23 protein-coding genes are annotated in these 23,527 nt (G+C 72.3%); 9 read left to right on the top strand and 14 right to left on the bottom strand.

Annotation, left to right across the window (positions count from 1 at the left end):
- Positions 1-182: 182 nt before the first annotated feature.
- From ACIPN7_RS19985 to ACIPN7_RS19965, 5 genes are read left to right on the top strand one after another with little or no spacing between them, the layout of a single operon-like run.
- The gene (locus tag ACIPN7_RS19985) at positions 183-866 is read left to right on the top strand and encodes a YceI family protein (protein ID WP_400546155.1); all 684 of its coding nucleotides are present in this window, start codon (positions 183-185) and stop codon (positions 864-866) included.
- Between the two features lie 52 nt (positions 867-918).
- Positions 919-1,422 (top strand): sigma-70 family RNA polymerase sigma factor, encoded by a 504-nt coding sequence (locus ACIPN7_RS19980; protein WP_400546153.1) that lies wholly within the window; start codon positions 919-921, stop codon positions 1,420-1,422.
- Entirely contained in the window at positions 1,419-2,255 is an 837-nt protein-coding gene (locus tag ACIPN7_RS19975; protein WP_400546150.1) for an anti-sigma factor family protein, read from the top strand. The genes ACIPN7_RS19980 and ACIPN7_RS19975 overlap by 4 nt, the downstream gene beginning before the upstream one ends.
- A gap of 52 nt (positions 2,256-2,307) precedes the next feature.
- Complete coding sequence (locus ACIPN7_RS19970; RefSeq protein ID WP_400546147.1) at positions 2,308-2,562, top strand: type II toxin-antitoxin system Phd/YefM family antitoxin; 255 nt, start codon at positions 2,308-2,310, stop codon at positions 2,560-2,562.
- Positions 2,555-2,959, top strand: coding sequence for a type II toxin-antitoxin system VapC family toxin (locus ACIPN7_RS19965; RefSeq protein WP_285107983.1), 405 nt, complete (start codon positions 2,555-2,557; stop codon positions 2,957-2,959). Before ACIPN7_RS19970 ends, ACIPN7_RS19965 begins: the two co-directional genes overlap by 8 nt.
- A 71-nt stretch (positions 2,960-3,030) precedes the next feature.
- On the opposite strand, the gene ACIPN7_RS19960 is transcribed toward ACIPN7_RS19965, so the two are convergent.
- Both ACIPN7_RS19960 and ACIPN7_RS19955 read right to left on the bottom strand, forming a co-directional pair.
- A complete protein-coding gene (locus ACIPN7_RS19960) occupies positions 3,031-3,888 on the bottom strand; it encodes an endonuclease I family protein (RefSeq protein ID WP_400546144.1) in 858 nt (285 codons plus the stop codon).
- Between the two features lie 208 nt (positions 3,889-4,096).
- Entirely contained in the window at positions 4,097-4,867 is a 771-nt protein-coding gene (locus ACIPN7_RS19955; protein WP_400546141.1) for an SDR family NAD(P)-dependent oxidoreductase, read from the bottom strand.
- 65 nt (positions 4,868-4,932) lie between these two features.
- Here ACIPN7_RS19955 and ACIPN7_RS19950 point away from each other — a divergent pair, with 65 nt between their 5' ends.
- Entirely contained in the window at positions 4,933-5,517 is a 585-nt protein-coding gene (locus ACIPN7_RS19950; protein WP_400546138.1) for a TetR/AcrR family transcriptional regulator, read from the top strand.
- A 15-nt stretch (positions 5,518-5,532) separates the two neighbouring features.
- Here ACIPN7_RS19950 and ACIPN7_RS19945 read toward each other — a convergent pair whose 3' ends face one another.
- The 9 genes from ACIPN7_RS19945 to ACIPN7_RS19905 all read right to left on the bottom strand — a co-directional run bounded on the left by ACIPN7_RS19945 (position 5,533) and on the right by ACIPN7_RS19905 (position 16,826).
- Complete coding sequence (locus tag ACIPN7_RS19945) at positions 5,533-7,029, bottom strand: sulfatase-like hydrolase/transferase (protein ID WP_400546135.1); 1,497 nt, start codon at positions 7,027-7,029, stop codon at positions 5,533-5,535.
- 4 nt (positions 7,030-7,033) lie between these two features.
- Positions 7,034-8,035 carry an aliphatic sulfonate ABC transporter substrate-binding protein gene (locus tag ACIPN7_RS19940; RefSeq protein ID WP_400546132.1) on the bottom strand — a complete coding sequence of 334 codons (1,002 nt, stop codon included), beginning with the start codon at positions 8,033-8,035 and terminating at the stop codon, positions 7,034-7,036.
- A gap of 8 nt (positions 8,036-8,043) precedes the next feature.
- Entirely contained in the window at positions 8,044-8,898 is an 855-nt protein-coding gene (locus tag ACIPN7_RS19935; protein ID WP_400546129.1) for an ABC transporter ATP-binding protein, read from the bottom strand.
- Positions 8,895-9,710 carry an ABC transporter permease gene (locus tag ACIPN7_RS19930; RefSeq protein ID WP_400546439.1) on the bottom strand — a complete coding sequence of 272 codons (816 nt, stop codon included), beginning with the start codon at positions 9,708-9,710 and terminating at the stop codon, positions 8,895-8,897. Before ACIPN7_RS19930 ends, ACIPN7_RS19935 begins: the two co-directional genes overlap by 4 nt.
- A gap of 2 nt (positions 9,711-9,712) precedes the next feature.
- Positions 9,713-10,984, bottom strand: a complete 1,272-nt coding sequence (locus ACIPN7_RS19925) for an ROK family protein (protein WP_400546126.1) — start codon at positions 10,982-10,984, stop codon at positions 9,713-9,715.
- Between the two features lie 109 nt (positions 10,985-11,093).
- On the bottom strand, positions 11,094-13,403 hold the full coding sequence (locus tag ACIPN7_RS19920; protein WP_400546123.1) for a family 43 glycosylhydrolase: 2,310 nt from the start codon (positions 13,401-13,403) through the stop codon (positions 11,094-11,096).
- A 218-nt stretch (positions 13,404-13,621) separates the two neighbouring features.
- On the bottom strand, positions 13,622-14,458 hold the full coding sequence (locus ACIPN7_RS19915; protein ID WP_285107976.1) for a carbohydrate ABC transporter permease: 837 nt from the start codon (positions 14,456-14,458) through the stop codon (positions 13,622-13,624).
- A 2-nt stretch (positions 14,459-14,460) separates the two neighbouring features.
- Entirely contained in the window at positions 14,461-15,408 is a 948-nt protein-coding gene (locus ACIPN7_RS19910) for a carbohydrate ABC transporter permease (RefSeq protein WP_400546120.1), read from the bottom strand.
- Positions 15,405-16,826: an ABC transporter substrate-binding protein gene (locus tag ACIPN7_RS19905; RefSeq protein WP_400546117.1), complete on the bottom strand. Its 1,422-nt coding sequence runs from the start codon at positions 16,824-16,826 to the stop codon at positions 15,405-15,407. Before ACIPN7_RS19905 ends, ACIPN7_RS19910 begins: the two co-directional genes overlap by 4 nt.
- A 162-nt stretch (positions 16,827-16,988) precedes the next feature.
- Between ACIPN7_RS19905 and ACIPN7_RS19900 the strand changes: the two genes are divergently transcribed.
- Complete coding sequence (locus ACIPN7_RS19900; RefSeq protein WP_400546114.1) at positions 16,989-17,918, top strand: sugar-binding transcriptional regulator; 930 nt, start codon at positions 16,989-16,991, stop codon at positions 17,916-17,918.
- Between the two features lie 10 nt (positions 17,919-17,928).
- Here the strand turns inward: ACIPN7_RS19900 and ACIPN7_RS19895 are convergent, their stop codons facing one another.
- Positions 17,929-19,425 carry a mannitol dehydrogenase family protein gene (locus ACIPN7_RS19895; protein WP_400546111.1) on the bottom strand — a complete coding sequence of 499 codons (1,497 nt, stop codon included), beginning with the start codon at positions 19,423-19,425 and terminating at the stop codon, positions 17,929-17,931.
- An 81-nt stretch (positions 19,426-19,506) separates the two neighbouring features.
- The gene (locus ACIPN7_RS19890; RefSeq protein ID WP_400546108.1) at positions 19,507-20,367 is read right to left on the bottom strand and encodes an SDR family NAD(P)-dependent oxidoreductase; all 861 of its coding nucleotides are present in this window, start codon (positions 20,365-20,367) and stop codon (positions 19,507-19,509) included.
- Positions 20,368-20,426: 59 nt separating this feature from the next.
- On the opposite strand from ACIPN7_RS19890, the gene ACIPN7_RS19885 reads away from it, so the two are divergent.
- On the top strand, positions 20,427-21,080 hold the full coding sequence (locus ACIPN7_RS19885) for a TetR family transcriptional regulator (RefSeq protein ID WP_400546105.1): 654 nt from the start codon (positions 20,427-20,429) through the stop codon (positions 21,078-21,080).
- A 236-nt stretch (positions 21,081-21,316) separates the two neighbouring features.
- Here ACIPN7_RS19885 and ACIPN7_RS19880 read toward each other — a convergent pair whose 3' ends face one another.
- The gene (locus tag ACIPN7_RS19880) at positions 21,317-22,270 is read right to left on the bottom strand and encodes a helix-turn-helix transcriptional regulator (protein ID WP_400546102.1); all 954 of its coding nucleotides are present in this window, start codon (positions 22,268-22,270) and stop codon (positions 21,317-21,319) included.
- Positions 22,271-22,361: 91 nt separating this feature from the next.
- Between ACIPN7_RS19880 and ACIPN7_RS19875 the strand changes: the two genes are divergently transcribed.
- Entirely contained in the window at positions 22,362-23,507 is a 1,146-nt protein-coding gene (locus tag ACIPN7_RS19875) for an epoxide hydrolase family protein (protein ID WP_400546099.1), read from the top strand.
- The last annotated feature ends 20 nt before the right edge of the window (positions 23,508-23,527 follow it).

Below are 23,527 nucleotides of genomic sequence, written 5' to 3'. Positions count from 1 at the left end.
CAGGTGTGATCGCCGGGCGGGCCGCGCGGCGCACGATCCCGCCAGTATCGACCGGTCCGGGGCCGCAGGCTCATCGGACCCGCGCCGGAAGTTCCGGCCGGAATTGAACCGGTACGCCCTTTCACCCGTAGTACGGGGCAGAGGCCGATATCCGGTCGGCCTGCGAACGAGAGGGGCGGAGCGTGCGCACTGGGGCAAAGGTAGGCATCGGCGTCGGAGCGGCCGTGGTCGTGATCGGCGGGGCGGCGGCGATCTTCGGACCGGGTCTGTACGCGGACTGGGCCAACGAGGCCGCCGCTGAGGCACCGAGCCTGGCGGCGTCGGCGGCGCCGCTGCCCGACGCCGAGGCGGCCGCCGGGACCTGGACGGTGACCGACGGGTCGTTCGCCGGCTACCGCGTCGAGGAGGTGCTGCAGGGCGAGGACGTGACCGTGACCGGCCGCACCGAGGACGTCACCGGGTCGGTGACGGTCGCGGACGGCGCGATCAGCGCCGCCGACATCGAGGTGGACATCGCGAGCGTGGCCACCGACGAGGCCAACCGCGACGGGTACTTCCGCGACACCGCGATGGAGGTGGGCCAGTTCCCGACCGCGACGTTCGTGCTCACCTCGCCGGCGCCGATCGAGGCGGGCGCCACGTCGGTGGAGCTGACCGGCGACCTCACCGTGCACGGCGTCACGCAGCCGGCCACGTTCGACGCCGAGGTCGCGGGCGACGCGACCAGCGGTGACCCGGTGCAGGTGGTGGGCAGCGTGCCGATCACGTTCGAGGACTTCGGCGTCGAGGCGCCGGACCTCGGGTTCGTGACGGTGGAGGATGAGGGCAGCATCGAGTTCTCGCTGCAGCTGGCGCCCGGCCGGTGACGACGCGGTAGCGACCGGACCGGGTGACGAGACGACAGGGAAGGAGCCGCTCGTGGGTGCCGAGGACGAGCTCCTCGAGGCGGTGCACGACACGCACGCCGACGCGCTGTACCGGTACGTCGTGCGCCGCACGGGCGACGAGGAGGAGGCGCGTGACGTGGTGCAGGAGACCCTGCTGCGCGCGTGGCGCCACCCCGAGGTGCTGGAACGCTCCGAGGACTCCGTGCGCGCCTGGCTGTTCACGGTGGCGCGGAACCTCTCGGTCGACCACCTCCGCAGCGCCCGTCGCACCCGCGAGCGCTCCAGCGGGCACCTGCCCGACCGCGAGGAGCGCGACACCACCCAGTCCGTGCTGGACTCGTGGCTGGTGGCCGACGCGCTGCTGTCGCTCTCGCCGTCGCACCGGGCGGTGGTGGTCGGCGCGTACTACGGGGGACGTTCGGTGGCCGAGCTCTCGACCGAGCTGGGCGTCCCCGCCGGGACGGTCAAGTCGCGGCTGCACTACGGGCTGCGGGCGCTGCGACTGGCGCTGCAGGAGAAAGGAGTCACGGCATGATCCCCGCGGCAGAGTCAGGGGGCGGCAGCGGCGACCGGTACGCCGAGTGGGACGCGGCCTACGTGCTCGGCGCCCTGAGCCCGAGCGACCGGCGCTCCTACGAGCGGCACCTGGCCGAGTGCGCCGCGTGCCGCGCGGCGGTGGCGGAGCTCGCGGGCCTGCCGGGCCTGCTCGGCACCATCAGCCCCGAGCACGCGGAGTCGCTCGTCGCCGAGCCGGCCGGCCTCCCTGTGCCGCCCGACGACGGTGCGCCGGAACCGCACAGGACCGGCGCGGTCGTCCCGCTCGCGCCCCTCGCCCGCGCCGCCCGCAGATCCCGGTTCCGGCGGCGGGCGCTGGGCGCCGTGGCCGCGAGCGCCCTCGTGGTCGCCGGGGCGGTGGGCGGTTCGGTGCTCACCGCGGGCGGCCTGTTGGGCACGCCCGACGGCGGGGTGCCGGACGCCGGGGGCACCACCCCGCCGTCGGCCACCGCCACCACCACTGCTACCGCGGCCCGGACCATCGAGCTGCGGCCGGTGGCCGGGGCGGACATGCGCGCCGAGGTCGTGGCGACGCCCACCGCCTGGGGCACCAAGTTCCGGTGGAGCTGCCACTACCCGCCCGCTCCCGGGCAGCCGCCGCCCGAGGCGGTCTACGTGCCGCCGGAGCCGATCAGGTACGAGCTGGTGCTGGTGGGCCGGGACGGGGCACGGACGGTCGCGGCGACGTGGTCGTGGTCGGGCGGCCAGACGACGGGGCTGGACGCGTCGACGGCCGTGTCTCTCACCGACATGGACCGGATCGAGATCACCCTCGACGGGCACGAGGAGGCGCTGGCGTCGGCGACGCTGTGAGGCGGTGCCTTGGTCCGGGCGGGGTGTAGCACGCCATGCTACGGTCGTGGGTATGACAGAACAGATCAGCCAGCGAGAGCTGCGCAACGACAGCGGGCGCATCATGCGCGCCCTGGATGAGGGACACACCTTCATCGTGAGCCGCAACGGGCACCCCGTCGGTGAGCTGCGCCCGCTGCGGCGCCAGCGTTTTGTCGCCGCCCAGGCCGCGGTGGAGATGTTCCGTCACGCACCAAAGCTCGACTGGACCTCCATCCGGGACGACATCGACGAGTACGTGGACCAGGACATCGAGCCTCGTGGCTGAGCGCCTGCCTCAGGGACTCCTCGACACCTCGGTGGTGATCGACCTGGAGAACATCCCGGCCGCCGATCTACCTGTCGAGATAGCGATCTGCGCCATCACGCTGGCGGAGCTCGCTGCGGCGCCCGCAGCCACGACCGACGCGACCGAGCGGGCTCGCCGTCAGGATCGGCTCCAGAGAACCGAAGCCGCGTTCGACCCCATCCCGTTCGACATCGAAGCCGCCCGCAGCTACGCCAGGGTCTACGCTGCAGTCGTCGCTCAGGGGCGCAAGCCCCGCCGCCGCCTCGCGGACCTGCTCATCGCCTCTGTCGCGCTCACCGAGGGCCTTCCGGTGATCACGCGCAACCCGGACGACTTCATCGGGCTCGAGAAGCTCGTCGACGTCGCAACCGTCTGAGACCTGGGCGAAGGCCGCGTCAGGGCCTGGTGACGCCGTCGCGTCACCAGGCCCTGACAACGCGGCCGGCCTCAGCCCCAGATCGTGTCGGCCCACTCCGGGTGGTCGACGAACGGGTTCCGGTTGTGCTGGAACTGCTCGTAGATGACGTCGTTCCGGTGGGCCTCGAAGGCGGACACGGGGTCGGCGTCGTTCCACTCCAGCAGCGTGGAGACCTTGCCGTGGTACGGCGCCGAGCCGTTGTTCACGGTGTCGTTGGGCTCCAGGTCGGCGAAGCTGTCCTCACCCTCCCAGCGCACCGCCATGTACAGGATCATGCGCGCGACGTCGCCCTTCACCTCGTCGCGGGGCTCGAACGAGTCGGAGTCGGTGTAGTTGCCGGGCGCGCCGCTCACGGCGCTGCCGCCGTCGTCGAAGTCCTTGTTGCCGCGGATGCTGTTGACCTGGACGTCCGCGGGGCGCAGGTGGTGCAGGTCGGTGCCCGGCCCGGTGGACGTGCCGAAGTCGCCGTGCGACTTGGCCCAGACGTGCTCCCGGTTCCAGTCGCCCACGTCGCCGCCGTTGAGGCTCTTGGCCCGCGACTCACCCGTGTACAGCAGGATCACGTTGTTCGGGTTGGCGGGGTCCTCGTCGGTGGCCATCAGGCCGTCCCACACCTGGCTGTACGACACGGCGTCGGCGTCGCTGATGATGTCGTTCAGCTCGGACTTGAGCGCCTCGCCCGTCAGGCCCTCGGCGCCGGCGTAGTAGCCGGCGGGGATGTCCGCGACCGCCTGCGCCCCGGCGGTCGACGTCGTGGTGGCCGACGTCGCGGCGTCCTGAGCGACCGCGCCCGGCGCCGCCAGCACCCCCGCGGCGACCGCCAGGGCCGACAGCCCGCTCCCCCAGGCCCGCCCGAGACCCCGTGCCCGTCCGAGACGTGTGCGCATCGTCGACCTCCGTGTGCGTCGGCCCGCGACCCCCTGCGGGCCACGGTGCCTCGCTCACCCTGACACGTCGGAACCCTGACCTGAGGTGACATCAGTAAACTTTGGGTGAAATCTACCGACAAGCCATGCTTTCATCCGGTCGGTGACCAGGCACTTGCTGCCAGAACCAGCGCGATCCTGGCAGCAGGTGCATGGTCATCGGGGGCGGTCAGCCCGCGACGACCGCCACGTTGGCGCGGCCACCGTCGACGTCGATCGTCGTGCCGTGGACAAAGGCCGCGTCGTCGGAGGCAAGGTAGACCACCGCCGCGCCGATCGCGTCCGGGTGCCCGGCGTCGCCGGCCGGTGTGCCGGCGGTCATCGCTCCCGCGAAGTCGACCGCAGGGTCCAGCTCCGGCGGCCGGATGACGCCCGGAGAGACGGCGTTGACGCGTACGCCCTGCGGGCCGAACTCGGCGGCCCACGAGCGGGTCAGCGACTCCAGCGCGCTCTTGGTCGACGCGTACAGGCCGCCGAGCGGCGTCGCGAGCCGGGCCACCCATGACCCGAGGTTGATGATCGTGCCGCCGCCGTCGGCCACCATGCGCGGCGCCACGGCCTGGGTCAGGAAGTAGGGCGCCTTGACGTTCACCGCGTAGTAGCGGTCGAAGGTCGCGGAGTCCGTGTCGGCGAGCAGCACGGTGGGCGCGTAGATCCCCGCGTTGTTCACCAGGATGTCGAGCCGCCCGCCGAGCACCTCGGTGGCCGCGCCGGCCAGGCCGTGGCTCGCCTCCGGGCTGCCGTCCAGGTCGGCGGCGACGAAGTCGGCCTTGCCGCCCCGTTCACGGATCCCGGCCACGACCTCCTCGCCGCGCTCCGCGTTGCGCCCGGAGACGACGACGTGCGCCCCCTCCGCGGCGAGCGCCTCGGCGATCGCCCGCCCGATGTTGCTGGTGGACCCGGTCACGAGGGCGGTCCGGCCCTCAAGTCGCTGTGTCATGCCCGCGACGCTAGGAACCCATTTTTGGACTAGCAAGTCCAGAAGATCGCCCGTACCGTCGGTGCGTGAAGCTCACCCCGAAGGGCCAGGCGACCCGGCAGCGCATCATCGACGGAACCGCCGCGTACCTGCGCGGCAACGACCCGGGCTCCGTCACCCTGGACGACATCGGTGCCGTCACCCGCACCAGCAAGGGGCAGATCTTTCACTACTTCCCCGACGGCAAGGACGGGCTCCTGCTCGCCGTCGCGCGGCACGAGGCGGCCGGCGTCCTGACCGACCAGGAGCCGCACCTCAGCGCGCTCGACTCATGGGAGTCGTGGACGGCGTGGCGCGACAGCCTCGTCGCCCGGTACGTGGCCCAGGGCAGGTACTGCCCGCTCGGCGCGCTGCTCGACCAGACGTCGAGCACACCCGGCACCGCCGAGGTGGTCACCGAGCTGCTGAGCCAGTGGGAGCGGGCGATCCGCGACGGCGTGCTCGCGATGCAGCGCGGCGGCGAGGTGCGGGCAGACCTGGACCCCGACCGGACAGCGGCCGCGTTCGTGGCCGGGATCCAGGGCGGGGTCCAGGTGCTGCGCGCCACGGGCCGGCCCGACCGGCTGGAGGCCGCCCTCGACCTGCTGATCGACTACCTGCGCAGGGCCTGAGCCCGGCGTCCGGGCCTACCGCGCCGCGTACGTCGTCTCGTCCAGCCCCGACTGGGTCGGGTCGTGGTCGACCTCCCCGACGTCGTACATCGTGGTCATCCAGTGGTAGAAGTTGTCGCCGCGCTCCCGGAGCAGCCGGTACAGCCGCCCCATCATGCGGTGCCGCACGTCCGCGAGCGCCGGGTCGCCGTACGCGTTGGTCAGCTCGTCCGGGTCGGCCTGGAGGTCGTACAGCTCGTTGACGGAGTCCGGGTTGACCACGAGCTTGTACCGGTCCTCCCGCAGCATGCGCTGCGGGTAGGGGAAGTGGTGCCCGTGGAACTCGCACACGATGTCCGGCTGCCACCCGACGTCGTCCCCGTGGGCCAGCGGCAGCAGGCTGCGCGAGTCCACCGCGGGGGCCGGGTCGATCCCGGCCAGCTCCAGGATCGTGGCCGTGCAGTCCAGCAGGCTCACGAACTCGGTGCGTACCTGGCCCGCCGGGCCGCCCGGGACCCGCAGCAGGCCGGGCGTGCGGTAGATGTCCTCGTACATCGCCGGGCCCTTGTCGTGCAGCCGGTGGGCTCCGGTGAACTCGCCGTGGTCGCACGTGAAGAACACGGCCGTGTCGTCCACCAGCCCGAGCCGCTCCAGGGCGTCCAGCACGCGGCCGATCTGCTGGTCGATGAGCGTCACGTAGCCCCAGTAGACCGCGATCAGCTTGCGCGTCACCTCGATCGGCATGGTGTCGAACGTCCAGTGCGCGCTGTAGTTCGCCTGGACGGGCGGCTTGCCCTCGAAGGTCTCCGCGATCGAGGCGGGCAGCTCCACGTCGGCCGGGTCGAACAGGTCGAAGAACTCGTCCGGCACGATGTACGGCAGGTGCGGCCCGAAGAAGCTCAGCTCCAGGAAGAAGGGCCGCTCCCCCGACCGGTACTCGTCGGCGTACCGCTCCAGCAGCTCGATGGTGCGCGTGGCCAGGTAGTGCTCGAACGTGGCCTCGACCGGCTGGTGCAGCCGGGCCGCCAGCAGGTTGCCCGGCCCGCCGTTCGGCAGCGTGCCGCGCACGCGGTCGCTGATCGCGTACGGCGGCAGGTCGTGCTCGGCGAGGTACGCCAGGTAGTCCTCGTTGTCGACGGGGTTGTGCCACCCCGGCAGGTCCGGCCCGTCGAACCCGAAGGACGCCGCGTTCCGCTCCGTGCCGGCGTGCCACTTGCCCACCAGGCCGGTGTTGTACCCGTGCTCGCGCAGGGCCTCGACAAAGGTGAAGGTCCCGTCGGCCAGGTCCTCCTGGTAGCCCACGTTGCGCTCGTGGTTGGCCAGCACGCGGTGCCGGAACGGCGCCTGGCCCGTGAGCAGGCTCGCGCGCGACGGCGTGCAGATCGCCGTCGGCGTGTACCAGCGGTCGAACCGGGTGCCCGACGCCGCGAGCCGGTCGAGCACCGGCGTGGACGCGCGCGGGTTGCCGTAGGCGCCCAGCGTGTCGGCCCGGTGCTGGTCGGTCATGAGGAACAGGACGTTCTTGCCTCCCACCGGGTCACTCACCGGCCTTGACGAACTGGTCGCCCAGGTAGAACTCGGCCGGGTCCACGGCCTCGGGGAGCTGACCGGAGCCCACGAAGTAGTCCTGCATGCCGGTGAGCCAGGTGTCGGCGGTGCCGTCCTGCGTCAGCGCGTCCACCTCCTCCGCCGAGAGGACGTCTACGTTGGCGGCGTCCGCCTCGACGTCGGCCGGCTCGAGGTCGTTGAAGTCGGCGGTGAGCGCGATCGCCTCGTCCATGTGCTCCGAGCGGTAGGCCATGGCCTCGCGCAGCACCTGCAGCACGGCGTCCACCTTCTCCGGCTCGTCGGCCACCACGTCGTTCCCGGCCACGAACGCCGTCGGGAACGCGACGGTCTCCTCGAAGTCGGTGTTCTGGGCGAGCTCGACCAGGTCCGGCACCTGTTCCTTGACGGTCGCGAGCGCCGGGTACCAGAACCCCGCGGCGTCGACCTGCCCGGACGACAGCGCGGCCACGATGGCCGGCGGCTCCATGGGCACCAGCTCGACGTCGTCCTTGGTCATGCCCGCCTCCTGCAGCGCGAGCGTGAGGATCATGTCGCCCGACGTGCCCTCCGGCACGGCGACGGTCTTGCCCGCCAGGTCCTCGACGGAGTCGATGCCGGGCTGCGCGACCACCCGGTCGGCCCGGCCGAGCGTGTTCAGCGCGACGATCTTGGCCTGCCCGGAGGCGGGCAGCCAGAACGCGCCGGGCCCGATGTAGCCGAAGTCGAGGTCGCCCGTGCCGAGGGCCTGGATCTGGAGCGGACCGTTGGTGAACGACGACGTCGTCACGTCGATGCCGTGCTCCTCCCACAGGCCCTGGTCCTCGGCGACGGCCAGCAGGCTGGTGCCGTTGAAGTCGGGGATGTAGCCGAAGTTGACCTCGACGGCGCCGTCCTCGCCCGCGGCGGCGCCGCCGGACGAGCAGGCGGTCGCCGACAGCACGAGGGCGAGGCCGGCGGCGGCCGCGCCGAGGGTCTTCCTGGTCAGTCGCATGGGGGTCCTCAGTTCTGGGTCCGGGTAGGGGTCTGGTTCTCAGTGGCCGACGGCGGCGCGCCGGGGGTCTGGTGGTACACGGCCCGCCACACCCGGTTGCGCAGCTCCGCGAACTCGGGGCTGAGCCGCACCTCCTCGGTGCGCGGGTAGGGCAGGCCGACGTCGATCACCTCGTGGATGCGGCCCGGCCGGGCGGCCATGACCACCACGCGGCCGGCGAGGAACACGGCCTCGTCCACGTCGTGCGTGATGAACAGGACGGTGCGCTTCTCGGTGCTCCAGGTGTCCAGGAGCTGCTCCTGGAGGCGCACGCGTGTCAGGGCGTCCAGGGCGCCGAAAGGCTCGTCCATCAGCAGGATCGACGGGTTGACGGCGTAGGCGCGGGCGATGGCGCACCGCTGCTTCATGCCGCCCGAGAGGGTCTTGGGTAGCGCGTCCGCGAACTGCTCCAGGCCCACCAGGCGCACGTAGTGCTCGGCGCGCTCGCGCCGCTCGGCGGCGGGCAGGCCCGCGACCTTGAGCCCGAACTCGACGTTCTTGCGCACCGTCAGCCACGGGAACAGCGCGTACTGCTGGAAGATGACGCCGCGCTCCGGGCCGGGCCCGGTCACGTCCGCGCCGTCCACGAGCACCCGGCCCGACGTCGGCGTCTCCAGGCCCGCGACGATGTTCATCAGCGTGGACTTGCCGCAGCCGGAGGGGCCCACCACGGTGACGAACTCGTTGTCGGCCACGTCGAGGTCCACGCCGTCGAGGGCGACGAACTCCTCGTCCTTGAGGGCGAAGGTCTTGCGGGTGTCCCGCACGGAGATCTTGGCGGCGCCCGTCGTGGTGCGCGGGGCGTCCTGCGTGCTGGTGGTCATCGTCGTTCCTGCCATCCGGTCAGCCGGGTCTCCGCGAGCAGCAGCAGCCGGTCCATCACCAGGCCGAGCACGCCGATGGCGACGACGGAGACGAAGATCGTCGCGAGGTCGTAGTAGGTCTGGGCCTGCTGCATGCGGAACCCGAGGCCTGCCTGCGCGGCGAGCAGCTCCGCGGCCACGAGGGTGGCCCACGCCGATCCGAGGCCCACGCGCATGCCCACGAGGATGTACGGCGAGGACGCCGGCACCACCACACGCAGGAAGATCGTGCCGTCCTTGGCGCCGAGCACGCGGGCCGCGTTGATCAGGGTGCGGTCCACGCTCACCACGCCCTGGTAGGTGGAGATCACGCAGGCCAGGAACGCCGCGAGGAAGATGACGAACACCTTGGGCAGCTCGCCGATGCCCATGAGCACCAGCACGAGCGGAAGCAGGGCCAGCGGGGGGATGGTGCGGAAGAACTGGATCCACGGCTCGAACAGGCCCCGCGCCGGGGTGTACCAGCCCATGAGGAACCCGACCGGGACGGCGGCGGCGGAGCCGAGCAGGAACCCGGCCAGCACCCGGCCGAGGCTGGCCAGCAGGTCCTCGGCCAGCGTCCCGCTGACCGCCAGGTCCACGGCCTTGGCCAGCACCTCGGGCGGCGTCGGGAGCTGGAGGCCGCTCAGGGACAGCACCCACCAGATCCCGACGCCGCCCAGGATCGAGACGGCGTTCAGCGCGAGCAGCGTGGTGCGCTTCCCCGCCCGGCGGCGCGGCGGTGACCCGTTCCTCGCGGGGGTCGGGGTCGACACCGTCGACCCGGTCGACATGGTCACAGGGCTCTCCTCAGGCGTGCGTGCAGGGGTGCGGGCATCGGGGTGCGCAGCGTGCCGCGCAGGTCCCCGACGTCGTCGGCGGCCTCGGGCCGGGGGTAGCCGGCCAGCAGCGGGGACAGGTGGAAGGCGGCCGCCAGCGCGCCGAGCGCGCCGTCGGTGTCGCGCAGGCGCCCGGCCCGCACGACGAGCGGCTCGTCCGTGGGCAGCGGGTGCAGCTCGTAGCGCAGGGTGGCCGCCGCCTGCTCGACGATCACGGGCGCCACGTGCACGATCTCGCCGCCGATCACGATCTCGTCGGGGTCCAGGGTGAGCGCCGCGGTGCTGAGCACGCGGCCCACGGCCGCGCCGACCTCGCGCAGCACGCCCTCGACCACCGGGTCGCTGGTCGCGACGGCGGCGGCCAGGTCGTCGAACGTGGTGACCTCGGCCCCCTGGGCGCGGCACGCCGCGAGCACGGCGGGCGCGGACGCGACGGTCTCCAGGCAGCCGCGCTTGCCGCACCGGCACCGGCTGCCCCCGGGGTCCACGCAGATGTGGCCCAGCTCGCCGGCGAACCCGTGCGCCCCGGTACCGATCCGCCCGCAGACGACGAGGCCGCCGCCCACGCCGTCCGACAGCCGCACGTACAGCAGGTCGGTGGTGCCCTCGGGCTGGGACACCGCCTCCGCGAGCGCCGCCAGTCGCGTGTTGTTGTCCACGACGACGGGCGCGCCGAACCGTTCCGCGAACGCGCCGTGCACGTCGTGGGGCGCCGACCGGCGGGCCCACGAGACCTGCCGGCTGTCCACGCGCCACCCGCCGTACGGGCCGACGACGCCGATGCCGACCGCCTGGAGCTCGCCGAAGTGCAGGTCGTGCTCGCGCGCGAGCCGGTCGACCAGCCGGAAGGCGAGGTCGAGCCGCTGGGGCCAGGGCGTGTCGTCGTCGTAGTGCTCGACGCCGGACGCGACGGTCTCGCGGGCCGCGTCGGCCACGGCGGCACGTACGCGGCGGTGGCCGAAGTCGACGCCGAGGTACTGGCCGGAGCCGGGGTCGAGCGCGAGCCGTTCGGCCGGGCGGCCGCTACCGCGCCGGGTGGCGGCGTCGGTGTCGACCACCACGACGGCGCCGCGCCGCAGCAGCTCGGCCGTGGTCTCGGAGAGGGTGGTGCGGGACAGGCCGACGCGGCGGGCGAGCTCGGCGCGGCTCAACGGGCCGTCACGGAGCGCGGCCAGCACGCGGCTCTCGTGGGCGCGCCGCGCGGAGCTGCCGGTTGTCGTCGTCGACATGCTGGCGACCATAGGAACCTCCAAATTTTCCGTCAACGACCCGGCAGAAAACCAGACCAATTCGGTCGGATCTAACCAGAACCCCGCCCCCGCCCTCGGTGAGTGCCGGTCAGGGCAGGGCGTACGTGCGGACGTAGTCGAAGGTTGCCGTCGCGCCTGGGGTGTTCATCGAGACCAGGCCGATGCGCAGGGGCTGGTCGTCGGGCAGGGTCCAGACGCCGCCCCACCGCCAGGTCTCCCCGTCGGTGCTGGACGCCATGCGCACCTCGTACTCGCCATTCGCCGTGTCCCGGTGGACGGCCAGCCGCAGCCACGTGGTCTCCCCCGGGGCCGCCCCGAACATCGGCGCGCTGTACGCGGCGACGGGCGGCGTGCTGGTCAGCCGCGCGGCCTCCTTGGTGAACTCCACCGTCTGCGCCGCGCTGCCGGGCTTGCGCAGCAGCCCGAGCTGGGAGTGCACCAGCTTCACGAACTGGTCGTCGTCCGCGTAGAGCACGAGCCCGGCCTGCCGGTTCACACCCACGCCGTCGAGGTCCAGCCGGGTCTCGACCAGGTAGTCCCCCGCGGGCGCGGCCCGCGTCAGCACGGACGCGGTGTTGGTGCCCTGGTAGAGCTCGGCGCCCTGGGTCGGCCAGGCGAAGGCGCCGTCCGCCAGGCGGACGCCGGCGGCCGGGCCACGCACCCAGTCCCAGCCCGATCCGGCGGCCCCGGGCACGACGTCGCCGTCGAACTCGTCCGAGCTCTCCGGCACCGGCTCCCCCGGCTCGGGGTCGGGCACGCGCTCGGTCACGGGGCGCGCGGCCGGCACCAGGCTCACGTTGTCTGCGTCGGCCCCGCCGCGGGCGGTGACGGCCACCGGGACGCGACCGGCGTGCCCCCGCACGTCGAGGGCGACCGTGGCGAGCGGCTCCTTGAGGTTGTCGGCGGAGACGGTGGCCGTGTACGTGCCGGACCGCACGTCCCGGTCGAGGGTCACCACGTTCCAGCCGGCGTACGGGAAGTCCGGCGGCAGGGGTACCGCCACACGCTCGGCCCGGGGTCCCCGGCCCGTCTCCACGCGCAGCTCGCCGGCGGCGCGGTCGACCCACGCCGTCACCCGGCCCGCGCCCGCGCCCAGCGTGAGCCCGGCGGCGCCGTCGTCGTCCGTGACGCGCAGGTCCGCCTGGGCGCGCAGGTCGCCGGCCGCCCGGTCGCGGCTGGTGAGGGTCGAGCCCGCCAGGGCCGCGTACGGCCCCGCGTCCGCTTCCTCGCCGACGACGACGTCGCCGTCGGCCCGCCAGCCGGAGAGGGAGCCGTCCGCGAACGTGGTGCGCACGGCGCCGTCCGTCACGGGCGCGGCCTGCGGGGACGACGACGGCCCGGCGCCCGCGTTGACCACGGGCCAGCCGTCGATCCAGTCGAGCCGGTCGATCATCAGCGGGCGCTTGGTCAGGTTGAGCACGCCGTTGCGGGTCTCCACGGGCGGGAAGTCGGGGTCCGCCGTCGGGATCGCGTGGTACGCCATCCAGTCCTGGCCCGCCAGGTCGGTGACCACCGAGTGGTGGCCGGGGCCCGCGAACCCGTTGCCGTTGGAGGTCAGCACGTAGCCGCCCTTGCTCGACTCGGCCGTGAGGTCGGTGCCGTCGTCGTCCACGAAGGGGCCGCGCGGGCTCTCGCCGCGCCCCACCTTGACGGTGTAGCCGCTGAATGCGCCCTCGCAGCAACCCGCGTCGGAGTACATCAGGTAGTAGAGGTCGTCGTGCCGCACCACGTACGCGCCCTCCACGCGGCGGCCCTGGGCCACCTGGGTCACGGGTCCGGTGAGCTCGCCCGCGCCGGGCGTCAGCTCCGAGACGCAGACGACGTCGTAGCTGCCCCAGTACAGGTAGAGCGTGCCGTCGTCGTCGGTGAACAGGGCCTGGTCGATGTTGCCGGTGGGGCAGCCGTCGACGGGTGCCGACGGGACCAGCAGCTCGTCCCGGTGTTCCCACGGCCCCGTGGGCGTCGGCGCGGTGGCCACGGCGAGGCCGCCCGTGGACAGCCCGTAGGTGAGCAGGTACTCGCCGTCGACGTAGCGGATGTCGGGGGCCCAGGCGCGCGAGTTGTCGCGCCACGTGGCCGGCACCTCGTCCGGTTGGATCACCTCGCCCGCGTACTCCCAGGTCACCAGGTCGGTGGAGCGCAGGATCGGCAGGATGCGCTCCCCCGGCTCGCCCTGGCCGTTGAACACCGGGTTCTGCGTCCCGTAGGCGTACCAGGCGCCGTCCTTGCCGCGGATCACCGCGGGGTCGGGAAAGGTGTCGGTGACCCCGGCGGTGACGGGGTTGGTATAGGTGCCGGGGGCTGGGGCGGCCGGCGGGGCGGCAGCGGACGACGCACCGACGGCGCCGCCGTCGTCGGCCGCGGCCAACGGCAGCGGGGCGACCCCCGCGGCGAGCACCGCAGCGGCAAACGCCGCGACCCACCCGGTCCGGACCGGTCTCCGTCGATCTGATCCAAGGCGCATGCCACCCATCGAACGAGCGCCGATTTTCTCCGGCAAGTACCCGACAGAAAAAGTAGGGAATTCGTCCGATCCTCGGCACAAACACGTCTACCCAGTCATCGGGCCCGGAAACCGCGCGGTTCCGGGCCCGATGACTGGGTAGAAGGCAACTCCTACTTGATCGCGCCCATCGAGAGGCCCCGGACCAGCTGCTTCTGCGCCACCCAGCCCGCGATGATCACCGGCAGCGACGCGAGCAGCGCAGCCGCGCACAGCCGCGCCAGGAACAGGCCCTCGCTCGTCATGGTCGACACGATGAGCACCGGCACCGTCGCCGCCCGCGAGGCGGTCAGGTTGAGCGCGAAGAAGAACTCGTTCCACGAGAAGATCACGCAGATCAGCGCCGTGGCCGCGATGCCGGGCGCCACCATCGGGATGAGCACGGACCGCAGGGTCCGCATCAGCCCGGCGCCGTCCACGGACGCCGCCTCCAGCACCTCTCCCGGCACCTCGAGGAAGAACGAGCGCATCATCCACACCGCGATCGGCAGGTTCATCGCCGTGTACAGGACCACCAGGGTCCAGATGTTGTCGAGCACCTTGAGCTGCCCGGCCACCACGTAGATGGGCACGATCACGGCCACGACGGGCAGCATCTTGGTGGAGATGAAGAAGAACAGCACGTCGCTGACCTTCTCCACCGGCCGGATCGACAGCGCGTACGCCGCCGGGATACCCAGCAGCAGCACCAGCACGGTCGAGACGCCGGTCGCGATGGCCGAGTTGGCCACGTAGACCCCGGACCCGCCCTCGATCACGGCCCGGAACTGGTCGAGCGTGGGCGTGAAGAACCAGGTGGGCGGGTCGGACGCCGCCTGGTTCTCCTGCTTGAACGCCGTGGCCGCCATCCAGGCGACCGGGAAGAAGAAGGCGAGCGCCAGCAACCAGGTCAGCGTCGTCAGCACTCCACCGGTGGTTCGACGGCGGTACGCGCGCGTCACGTCGGACATGCTCACTCCTTGACCTCGAAGCTGCGGAAGATGAGGCGCAGCGCGGCGGAGGCCACGATGATCGTGGCGATCACGACGACGACGCCCATGGCGGCGGCCTGCCCGATGTCGAACCCGAGGAACGCGCGCTGGTAGATGTAGAACGGCAGGTTGGCGCTGGCGGTACCGGGCCCGCCGGCCGTCAGGAGGTAGATCTGGTCGAACGTGTTGACCACGTAGATGACGCCGAGCAGCACGCCCAGCTCGATGTACCGCCGCAGGTGCGGCAGCGTGATCGAGCGGAAGGTGCGCCACGGGCCGGCGCCGTCCACCGACGCGGCCTCCAGCACGTCCTTCGCCTGGGCCTGGAGGCCGGCGAGCACGAGCAGCATCATGAACGGCGTCCACTGCCAGACCAGCGCCATCAGGATCGCGACGATCGGGTAGGTCGAGGTCCAGTCGACGGCCTCGATCCCGAACAGCCCGAGCGTCCAGTTGAGCAGGCCGTAGGTGGGGTTGAGCAGCGCGACGGACCACAGCACCGACGTCGCCACCGGCATCACCAGGAACGGCGTGATCAGCATGGTGCGGGCCACGCCCCGGCCGAAGAACGGCCGGTCGAGCAGCAGCGCCAGCACGATGCCGAGCACCATCGCCACCAGCACGCAGCCGAGGGTGATGACCACCGAGTTCAGCGCCGTCTGGCGGAACGTCGAGTCCTGGGCGATGTCCACGTAGTTGGACAGGCCCACGAAGAGGTCCTCGCCGGGCCGCAGCAGGTTCTGCGAGCGCAGCGAGTACCAGATGGTCACCAGGAACGGGAGCTGCGTGACGATCACGGTGAAGATCAGCGCGGGCAGGAGCGGGCCGCGGCGGCGCCACCCCTCGGCCTTGCTGATCGAGCGTTCGGACGCCGACGCGCGGGCGGCCCGGCGCGAGCTCTCCAGCCGGTCGATGGTCGAGGTGCTCATTGCCCCTCCTGGTTCCGGTAGGTCTCCGCCACGGTCTCGGCGTAGCGCTGGGACTGTGCGATGGCCTCGTCCACGGTCACCTGGCCGGCGATCGCCGCGGACATCTGCTGGCCCACGCGGGTGCCGAGGTCCTGGAACTCGGGGATGCCGACGAACTGGATGCCCGGGTACGGCACGGGGTGGGTCATCGTGGCCTCCTGGGTGGCCCCGCCCATCGACTCCAGGGTGGCGTCGGCGTAGGCCTCGGAGACCTCCGCGTACTCGGGGATCTCGTAGGTGGACAGGCGGCTGCCCGGGGGAACCCGCTCCCAGCCGATCGTGTTGCCGACCAGCTCGATGTACTCCTTGTTCGTCATCCAGGACACGAAGTCCCAGGCGGCGTCCTTGTGCTCGCTGGTGGACGGGATGGCGAGCGACCAGCTGTAGAGCCAGCCCGCCGACTCGGTGTCCGCGACCGGCGCGGGCGCGTAGCCGACCTTGCCCGCCACCGTGGACGACGCCGGGTCCTCGATGGACGAGACCATGGACGTGGCGTCGTACCACATGGCCGACTGTCCCTGGGCGAACCGGGTCAGGCAGTCGCCGAAGCCGGACGTCGCCGCGCCGGGCTGCCCGGAGGTCTGCACGGTGTCGACGTAGGTCTCGATGGCCTCGCGGCTCTCGGGCGAGTCGAGGGTGGCGTTCCAGTCCTCGTCGAACCAGCCTCCGCCGAACGTGTTGATGGCGGTGCTCATCGGCGCCATGACCTCGCCCCAGCCGGCCAGGCCGCGCAGGCAGATGCCGGAGAAGTCCTCGGCCGGGTCGTTCAGCTCGGCGGCGAGATCGCGCACCTCGTCCCACGTCGGGTGCGCGGGCATCTCCAGCCCCGCCTCCTCGAACAGGTCGGCGCGGTACGCCAGGAACGACGACTCACCGTAGAACGGCACCGAGTACATGTCGCCGTCGCGCGAGAGGGCCTCGCGGACGCTCGGGACGAAGTCCTCGGCGTCGTACCCCTCGGTGGCGTCGATGTGCGGCTGGAGGTTCTCGATCCAGCCGTTCTCCGCCCACATGGGCGTCTCGTAGTTGGAGATCATGACGACGTCGAACTCGCCGCCGCCGGTCGCCACGGACGCCGTGATCTTGGCGCGGGCCTCGTTCTCGGGCAGCGACACGAAGCGGACGTCCACGCCCGGGTGCGCGGCACGGAACTCGTCCTGCAACGAGATCGCGTCCTGCATCTGCGGGTTGGAGACGATCGCCACCACGATCTGCTCGCCGTCGTCCCCGCCCACGGCGCCTGCACCGGCACAACCGGACAGGGCCAGCGCGGTGGCGGCCGTCGCGGCGGTCGCCGCCGCGCTCACCGAAGAACGCCGTGCCGAACCACGCCGTGCTGACCTGCCTCGCGCCGAAACACCCCTTGGAGGTCGGAACATCCTCGTCCTCTCCTCGGCGCAGCCTCTCCGCCGCGCTCATCTGAGAATATGGAACTGCTCATCTGCATCCGCAGAGTAGTTGGGTATGCTCAGGTGAGCAAGGTCCCCGCTCAGAAGTCGCTCGAATGGTTCCCGCTGCCGCCTGCGGGAGTGAGGACGCAGGTGCCCCAGAACGACACGAACCTCATGGTCGAGGTGAGTACGGACTACTACCTCGACGGCAAGTCCAAGGTCGACATCGCACGCGACCGCGGCATCTCCCGCTTCCAGGTGGCGCGCCTCCTCGCGCTGGCCCGGGAGCAGGGCGTGGTGCGCATCGAGATCACCGCGCCCCGGGCCGATGGCGAGCGCGGGGCACACCTCGCCGCCCGGCTCGGCGCGCGCGAGATCCTCGTCGCGCCCAGCGGCGCCGACCCCGTCGCCACCCGCGAGAATGTCGCGGTCGAGCTTGCCCGCGCCGTGCGGGAGCACATCGCCGAGGGCATGACCGTGGGTGTGTCGTGGTCGCGGACGGTCGAGGCCGCGGTGCGGCACATCGGGCAGCTCCCCCACTGCGACGTCGTCCAGCTCGTCGGGGCCCTGCCGGTCGAGGGCAGCGGCAACTCGCTGGCCCTGATCAGCACGTTCGCGCAGATGCCGGGTGTGCGCACGTGGCCCGTCTGGTCGCCGCTGCTCGTGGCCGACGCCGCGACGGCCGCGGGCCTGCGCCGGCAGCCCGAGATCGCCGACGCGCTGGCGCGGGCCGACCACCTGGACGTGGCCGTCGTCGCGATCGGCCACTGGTCGGAGCGCAGCTCCACCGTGTTCCCGCAGATCAGCGCCGAGGAGCAGCGGGCGGCCACGGCGGCGGGCGCGATCGCCGAGTGCTCGGGCCGCCTGTTCGACGCCGCGGGCCGACCCGTCCGGACGAGCCTCGACGAGCGCGTGGTGGGCGTGACGCTGGAACAGCTCGCCGCCACGCCCCGGGTGATCGCCATCGGCTACGGGTCCGCCGTCGCGCCCGGCCTGCTGGCCGCGGTGGGCGGCGGCGTCGCCGACACCCTGGTGGTGGACGACGCCGCCGCGACCGCGCTGGAGGCCCTCGCCCCCTGACCCCGGCGTGTCAGGAGCGGGCGACGAGGGCCTCGACCGTGGCGCGGGCGCCCTTCTGGTGCAGGGAGTCCAGCGCCGCGAGGTAGGCGGCGGTGAACCGCTCGTCGTCGACCAGGTCGCCGAACACCTCGCGGTCGCGCAGGAACGCGAGCGGGTCCTCCTGCTGAGCCAGGGCCGCGCGGTGCAGCCGGTCGGCGAGGCGGTCGACGATCTCGATGGGTGCGCCCGCCTCGTCCACGCCCTCGTCGTAGCGGGCCCAGGAGGCCACGACCAGCGCCGCGTGCTCGATCGGCCCGCCGTGCTCCAGGTGGTGCCGGACCACGGGCAGCAGCCACCTGGGGATACGGTCCGACGACTCGGCACACAGCCGCGCGAGAGTGTCCGCCACGTGCGGGTTGGCGAACCGCTCGACGAGCGTGTGCTTGTAGGCGTCCAGGTCGATGCCCGGCACCGGCTCCAGCGTGGGCGTGCCCTCGCGGTCCATGTAGCCGAGCAGGTACCGGGCGAACACGTCCTGGCCGGCCACCTCGTGCGCGTACCGGTGCCCGGCGAGGTAGCCCACGTAGCACAGGGCCTGGTGGCTCGCGTTGAGCAGCCGCAGCTTCATCAGCTCGTACGGCTCGACGTCGGACACCACCTGCACGCCGGCGTCCTCGAACGGGGGCCGACCCGTCGGGAAGGTGTCCTCCAGCGCCCACTGCTCGAACGGCTCGGCCACCACGGGCCAGGCGTCGTCGACGCCGAAGCGCTCGGCGACCATGGCGCGGTCGGCGTCCGTGGTGACGGGCGTGATGCGGTCGACCATGGAGCTCGGGAACGCGACCTCCCGCTCGATCCAGGCCGCCAGGCCGGCGTCCTTGGCGCGGGCGAACGTGGTGAAGGCGCGCCGGGCGACCTCGCCGTTGCCCTGGATGTTGTCGCAGCTCATCACGGTGAACGGCGGCACGCCCCGGTCGCGGCGGCGGCGCAGGGCCTCGGTGACCAGCCCGAACGTCGTGGCCGGGACGGCCCCGTCTGCCAGGTCGGCGGCGACCGCCGGGTCGGCCAGGTCGAACTCGCCGGTCACGTGGTGGATGTTGTACCCGCCCTCGGTGACGGTCAGCGAGACGATGCGGACCTCGGGCGAGGCCATCTTCTCCAGCACCGCCTCCGGGTCGTCGGGGGCCAGCAGGTACTCCTTGATCGACCCGACGACGCGCGCCTCCAGGCGCCCGTCGGGGTCCTTGAGCACCAGGGTGTAGAGGCCGTCCTGGGCGGTCAGGGCGTCGCGCATCCGGGCGTCGCCCGGCAGCACGCCGACGCCGCAGACCGCCCAGTCCAGCGCCTTGCCCTGCGCCATCAGCCGGTCGAGGTACATCGCCTGGTGCGCGCGGTGGAAGCCGCCCACCCCGAGATGGACGATCCCGGCCGTGAGCCGGGACCGGTCATAGGTGGGCACCGTCAGGTCCGCGCCCTGCGGCGCGGACGCCACCAGGCTGCCCACGGTCTCCTCGTCGAGTGCCGTCATCGTGCTCCTCCGCCGCCCTTCGACTCCGTTGAACAGCCGCCAGGCTAACAGATGAGCACGATGACCTTCACAGATGAGCACTCACACCGCGGGGAGCTCCGCCGGGAACGGCTCCGCGAAGTCGGCGGAGCGGCTCACCGCGCTCCAGCGCTGGTCCGACTCCAGGAGCCGGCGGTCCTGCGCCACGGACATCTCGGTGGCGTTCACGCCGAGCGGCAGGTTGTCGGGCAGGTCGTCGCGCGAGGCCAGCGCGACGAGGATCTGGGCAGCCCGGGCCGGGTCACCCGCCTGGCTCGCGCCGGCCTGGCGCATGCGGTCGTTCATGGCGCCCACGGTGGACTCGTACCCGGCGGGGGTGTCGTGCACGGTCATGGACGTGCCGGCCCAGTCGGTGCGGAACCCGCTCGGCTCGACGACGAGCACCTTGACGCCGAACGGCGCCGTCTCGACGCGGAGCACGCGGCTGAAGCCGTCGATGGCGAACTTCGCCGCCTGGTAGGACGCGATGCCCGGCGAGCCGCCGACCCGGCCGCCCACCGAGGAGAACTGGATCACGAGGCCGCCGCCCTGCTGCCGCAGCAGCGGGATCGCCGCCTTGGACACGTGGTAGACGCCCCAGAAGTTGGTCTCGAACTGGGTGCGGACGTCGGCGTCGTCCGCCGTCTCGATCGGGGCCACGTTGGCGTAGCCCGCGTTGTTGACGATGACGTCGACGCGCCCGAACCGGGCGGCGGCCTCGGCCAGCGCGGCGCGGGCGCCGTCCTGGTCGGTCACGTCGAGGCGGAGCGGGAGGATCCGCTCGCCGTACTCGGCCACGAGGTCGTCGAGCTGTTCGGGGCGGCGCGCCGTGGCGGCGACCCGGTCGCCGGCGGCGAGCGCGGCGAGGACGAGGGAACGGCCGAAGCCGCGGGACGAACCGGTGATGAACCATGTCTTCTGCATGTCGTTAATAAAACACCGTTGCTCTAACTTACGCAACCCCGTTGCGCTAAGATGTGCCCATGACGACTCCCGACTTCCAGCGCGCCCGCTCCCCCGAGGCCAAGCTGCTGCGCGAGGCCGCCATCCTGGACGCCGCCCGCAGGCTGGGCGCCGAGCGCGGCATCCGGGAGGTGACGCTGACCGACATCGCCTCCGCCGTGGACATGCACAAGTCCGCGATGCTGCGGTACTTCGAGACGCGCGAGGAGATCTTCCTGCGACTCACCGCCGAGGGCTGGCAGGACTGGGCGCCGGCCCTCGCCGCCCGGGTGCGCGCCGTCACGCGGCCGGACGCCGACGCCGTCGCCGCCGCGTTCGCCTCGACCCTGGCGGCGCGCGGGATGTTCTGCGACCTGCTCGCGCAGACGCCGCTGAACCTCGAGCGGAACGTGTCGGTGGAGAAGGTGCGGGAGTTCAAGCTGACGACGCGCGACGGCCTGGGCCAGATCGTCCCGGCGGTCCGCGCGGCCCTGCCCGGCCTGACCGAGCAGGACGGCGTCGACCTGGTGGCGGCGGCCACCTCGATGGCGGGCACCTTCCACCAGATCGCCACCCCGGGCCCGGAGGTCGCCGCGCTCTACCGCTCCGACCCGCGGCTCTCGCACGCCCTGGTGGAGGTCGAGCCGCGCCTGGCCCGGATCCTCGGCGCGATGCTGCGCGGCATGCTGGCGTAGGCCGGGTCAGTCGTCGAGGGCGATCCAGACCACCCCGTCATCGGCCGACCGAGCGCCCCGCTCGGCACCACCGGTCAGATACTCCTCGGCGATGGCCTGCACGACGGCGTACATGACCCATTCCTCCAGCCCCGTTGTCGGGTCCCACCTCATCCAGAGCAGATCCGTGGCATCCCGAGGTACTGGGATGCGCGCGCCACAGGGTCCTGCGGTGTCGTCCGACGCACCCGCGAATCTCACGCGAAGCGCGCCGCCGCCGCGTACCGCCGGGACAGCACGTTCAGGTGGTCCACGAGGCCCTGCGGCCCGGTCACCGTGAAGTCGAGCCCGAGCATGCCGATCCAGACGGCCACCGTCTCGATGCTGTCTCCGCCGGTGACGAGCAGGCAGGACGTGTCGTCGCGCGGCTCCACCGTGCCGACCGCGGGGTTGATGCGGTCGAGCACCTCGTGCGCCGGGGCGTGCACGACGATCCGCGTGTGCACCGCCCAGCCCGTCCGGGCCACCTCGCGCACCACGAACTCGGTCAGGTCGAACGGCGGCGCCACGGGTGTGAAGCGCCGCCCGCCGGGCCGGCGCAGCTCCAGCCAGTCCACGCGGAACGGCTCCCAGCGCCCCGAGCCGACGTCCCGCCCCACGAGGTACCAGCGGCGCTGCCACGCCACGAGCCGGACCGGTTCCACCTCCCGCGGCTCCTCGCGGAACCAGAAGCGCAGGCCCTGGTGGTCGCGGATCGCCGCGGCCAGCTCGGTGAGCAGCGCGGGGTCGACGACGGGATCCTCGACGTTGCTGTTGGTGTTCAAGGGCCCGGCCTCCGTCGCGTCGCGCAGCGCGACGACCTGACGCCGCAGCCGGTCGGGCAGCACCTGCTCCAGCTTGCCCAGCGCGCGGGCGCTGGACTCCTCGATGCCCGCCACGGCGTTCGCGGCCCGCAGCCCGACGGCGATCGCGACCGCCTCCTCGTCGTCGAGCACCAGCGGGGGCAGCTTGCCGCCCACGCCGAGGCGGTACCGCCCGCCCGGCCCGCGCACGGCGTCCACGGGGTAGCCGAGGTCGCGCAGGCGCGCGACGTCGTTGCGCACCGTCCGGTCGGTGACGTCGAGGCGCGCCGCGAGCTCCGGCCCGGTCCACTCGGCACGGGACTGGAGCAGGCCCAGGAGGGCGAGCAGGCGCCCCGCCGTCGTCGTCATCGTGGCTCCTCTGCGACATCCGAAAAAAGATCTGGGACCCGTTCAGAATAGAGGAAAGAACCGTTCCTGAACGGCTCGTAGAGTCGGAGACATGAACACCAACGACACCAGCGTCCGCCCCTTCCGCGTCGACATCCCCCAGGCCGACCTCGACGACCTGAACGACCGCCTCGCCCGGACCCGCTTCGCCCCGGCCGCGCCGGGGGACTCCTGGGACTACGGCACGCCGGAGTCCTACCTCCGCGAGTCGGTCGAGCAGTGGCGCGACGACTTCGACTGGCGCGCGGTCGAGGAGCGCGTCAACGCGTTCCCGCAGTTCCTGACCGACATCGACGGCCAGAACGTCCACTTCCTGCACGTCCGCTCGGCCGAGCCCGGCGCACGGGCGCTGCTCCTGACCCACACCTACCCGGGCTCGGTGCTCGACTTCCTCGACATGATCGGCCCGCTCACCGACCCCGTCGCGCACGGCGGCCGCGCCGAGGACGCGTTCGACGTGGTGGTCCCGTCGATCCCCGGTTTCGGGTTCAGCACCCCGCTGAGCGAGCCGGCCGACGGCGGCACCTGGACGATGGCCCGCGTCGCCCGCACCTGGGACACCCTGATGCGCCGGCTCGGCTACGAGTCCTACGGCACCCACGGCAGCGACGCCGGCGCGATGATCGGCCGCGAGCTGGCGGTGCTCGACCCCGAGGGATTCCAGGGGGCGCACCTGCTGCAGCTCTTCTCGTTCCCGTCGGGCGCCGACGGCGAGATGGACGGGTTCGGACCCAAGGAGTTCGCGGCGCTGGAGCACCTCCAGTGGTTCCAGAGCGTGGGCGCGTACAACACGATGAACGGCTCCCGGCCGCAGACCGTGGCCGCGGCGCTCAGCGACTCCCCGGTCGGGCAGCTCGCGTACAACGAGCTGTTCGAGAGCTTCGGCAACGGCACGAGCCGGGTCTCCCGCGAGCAGGTCCTGGCGCAGGTCAGCCTCTACTGGCTCACCAACACGTCGGCCACCTCGACGCGCTACCACTACACCGAGGCGCGGTCCGGCGCCGAGCCGGTGGTCAGCACGGGCCGGATCGGCGTGGCCGTCTTCGCCGACGACTTCAAGACGATCCGGGCCTTCGCCGAGCGCGACAACGCCCGCATCGAGCACTGGGCCGAGTACCCGACGGGCGGCCACTACGCGGCGATGGAGGTCCCGGACCAGGTCGTCGCGGACATCCGCACCTTCTTCGCCCAGCCCTGATCCTCCGACGTGTCAGACCC

The organism is Promicromonospora sp. NPDC090134 (genome assembly GCF_044746965.1).
In the GTDB taxonomy this organism is placed as follows: domain Bacteria; phylum Actinomycetota; class Actinomycetes; order Actinomycetales; family Cellulomonadaceae; genus Promicromonospora.
Note: the sequence above shows the minus strand (reverse complement) of the source record. Positions and strands in the feature narration are given on the sequence as shown.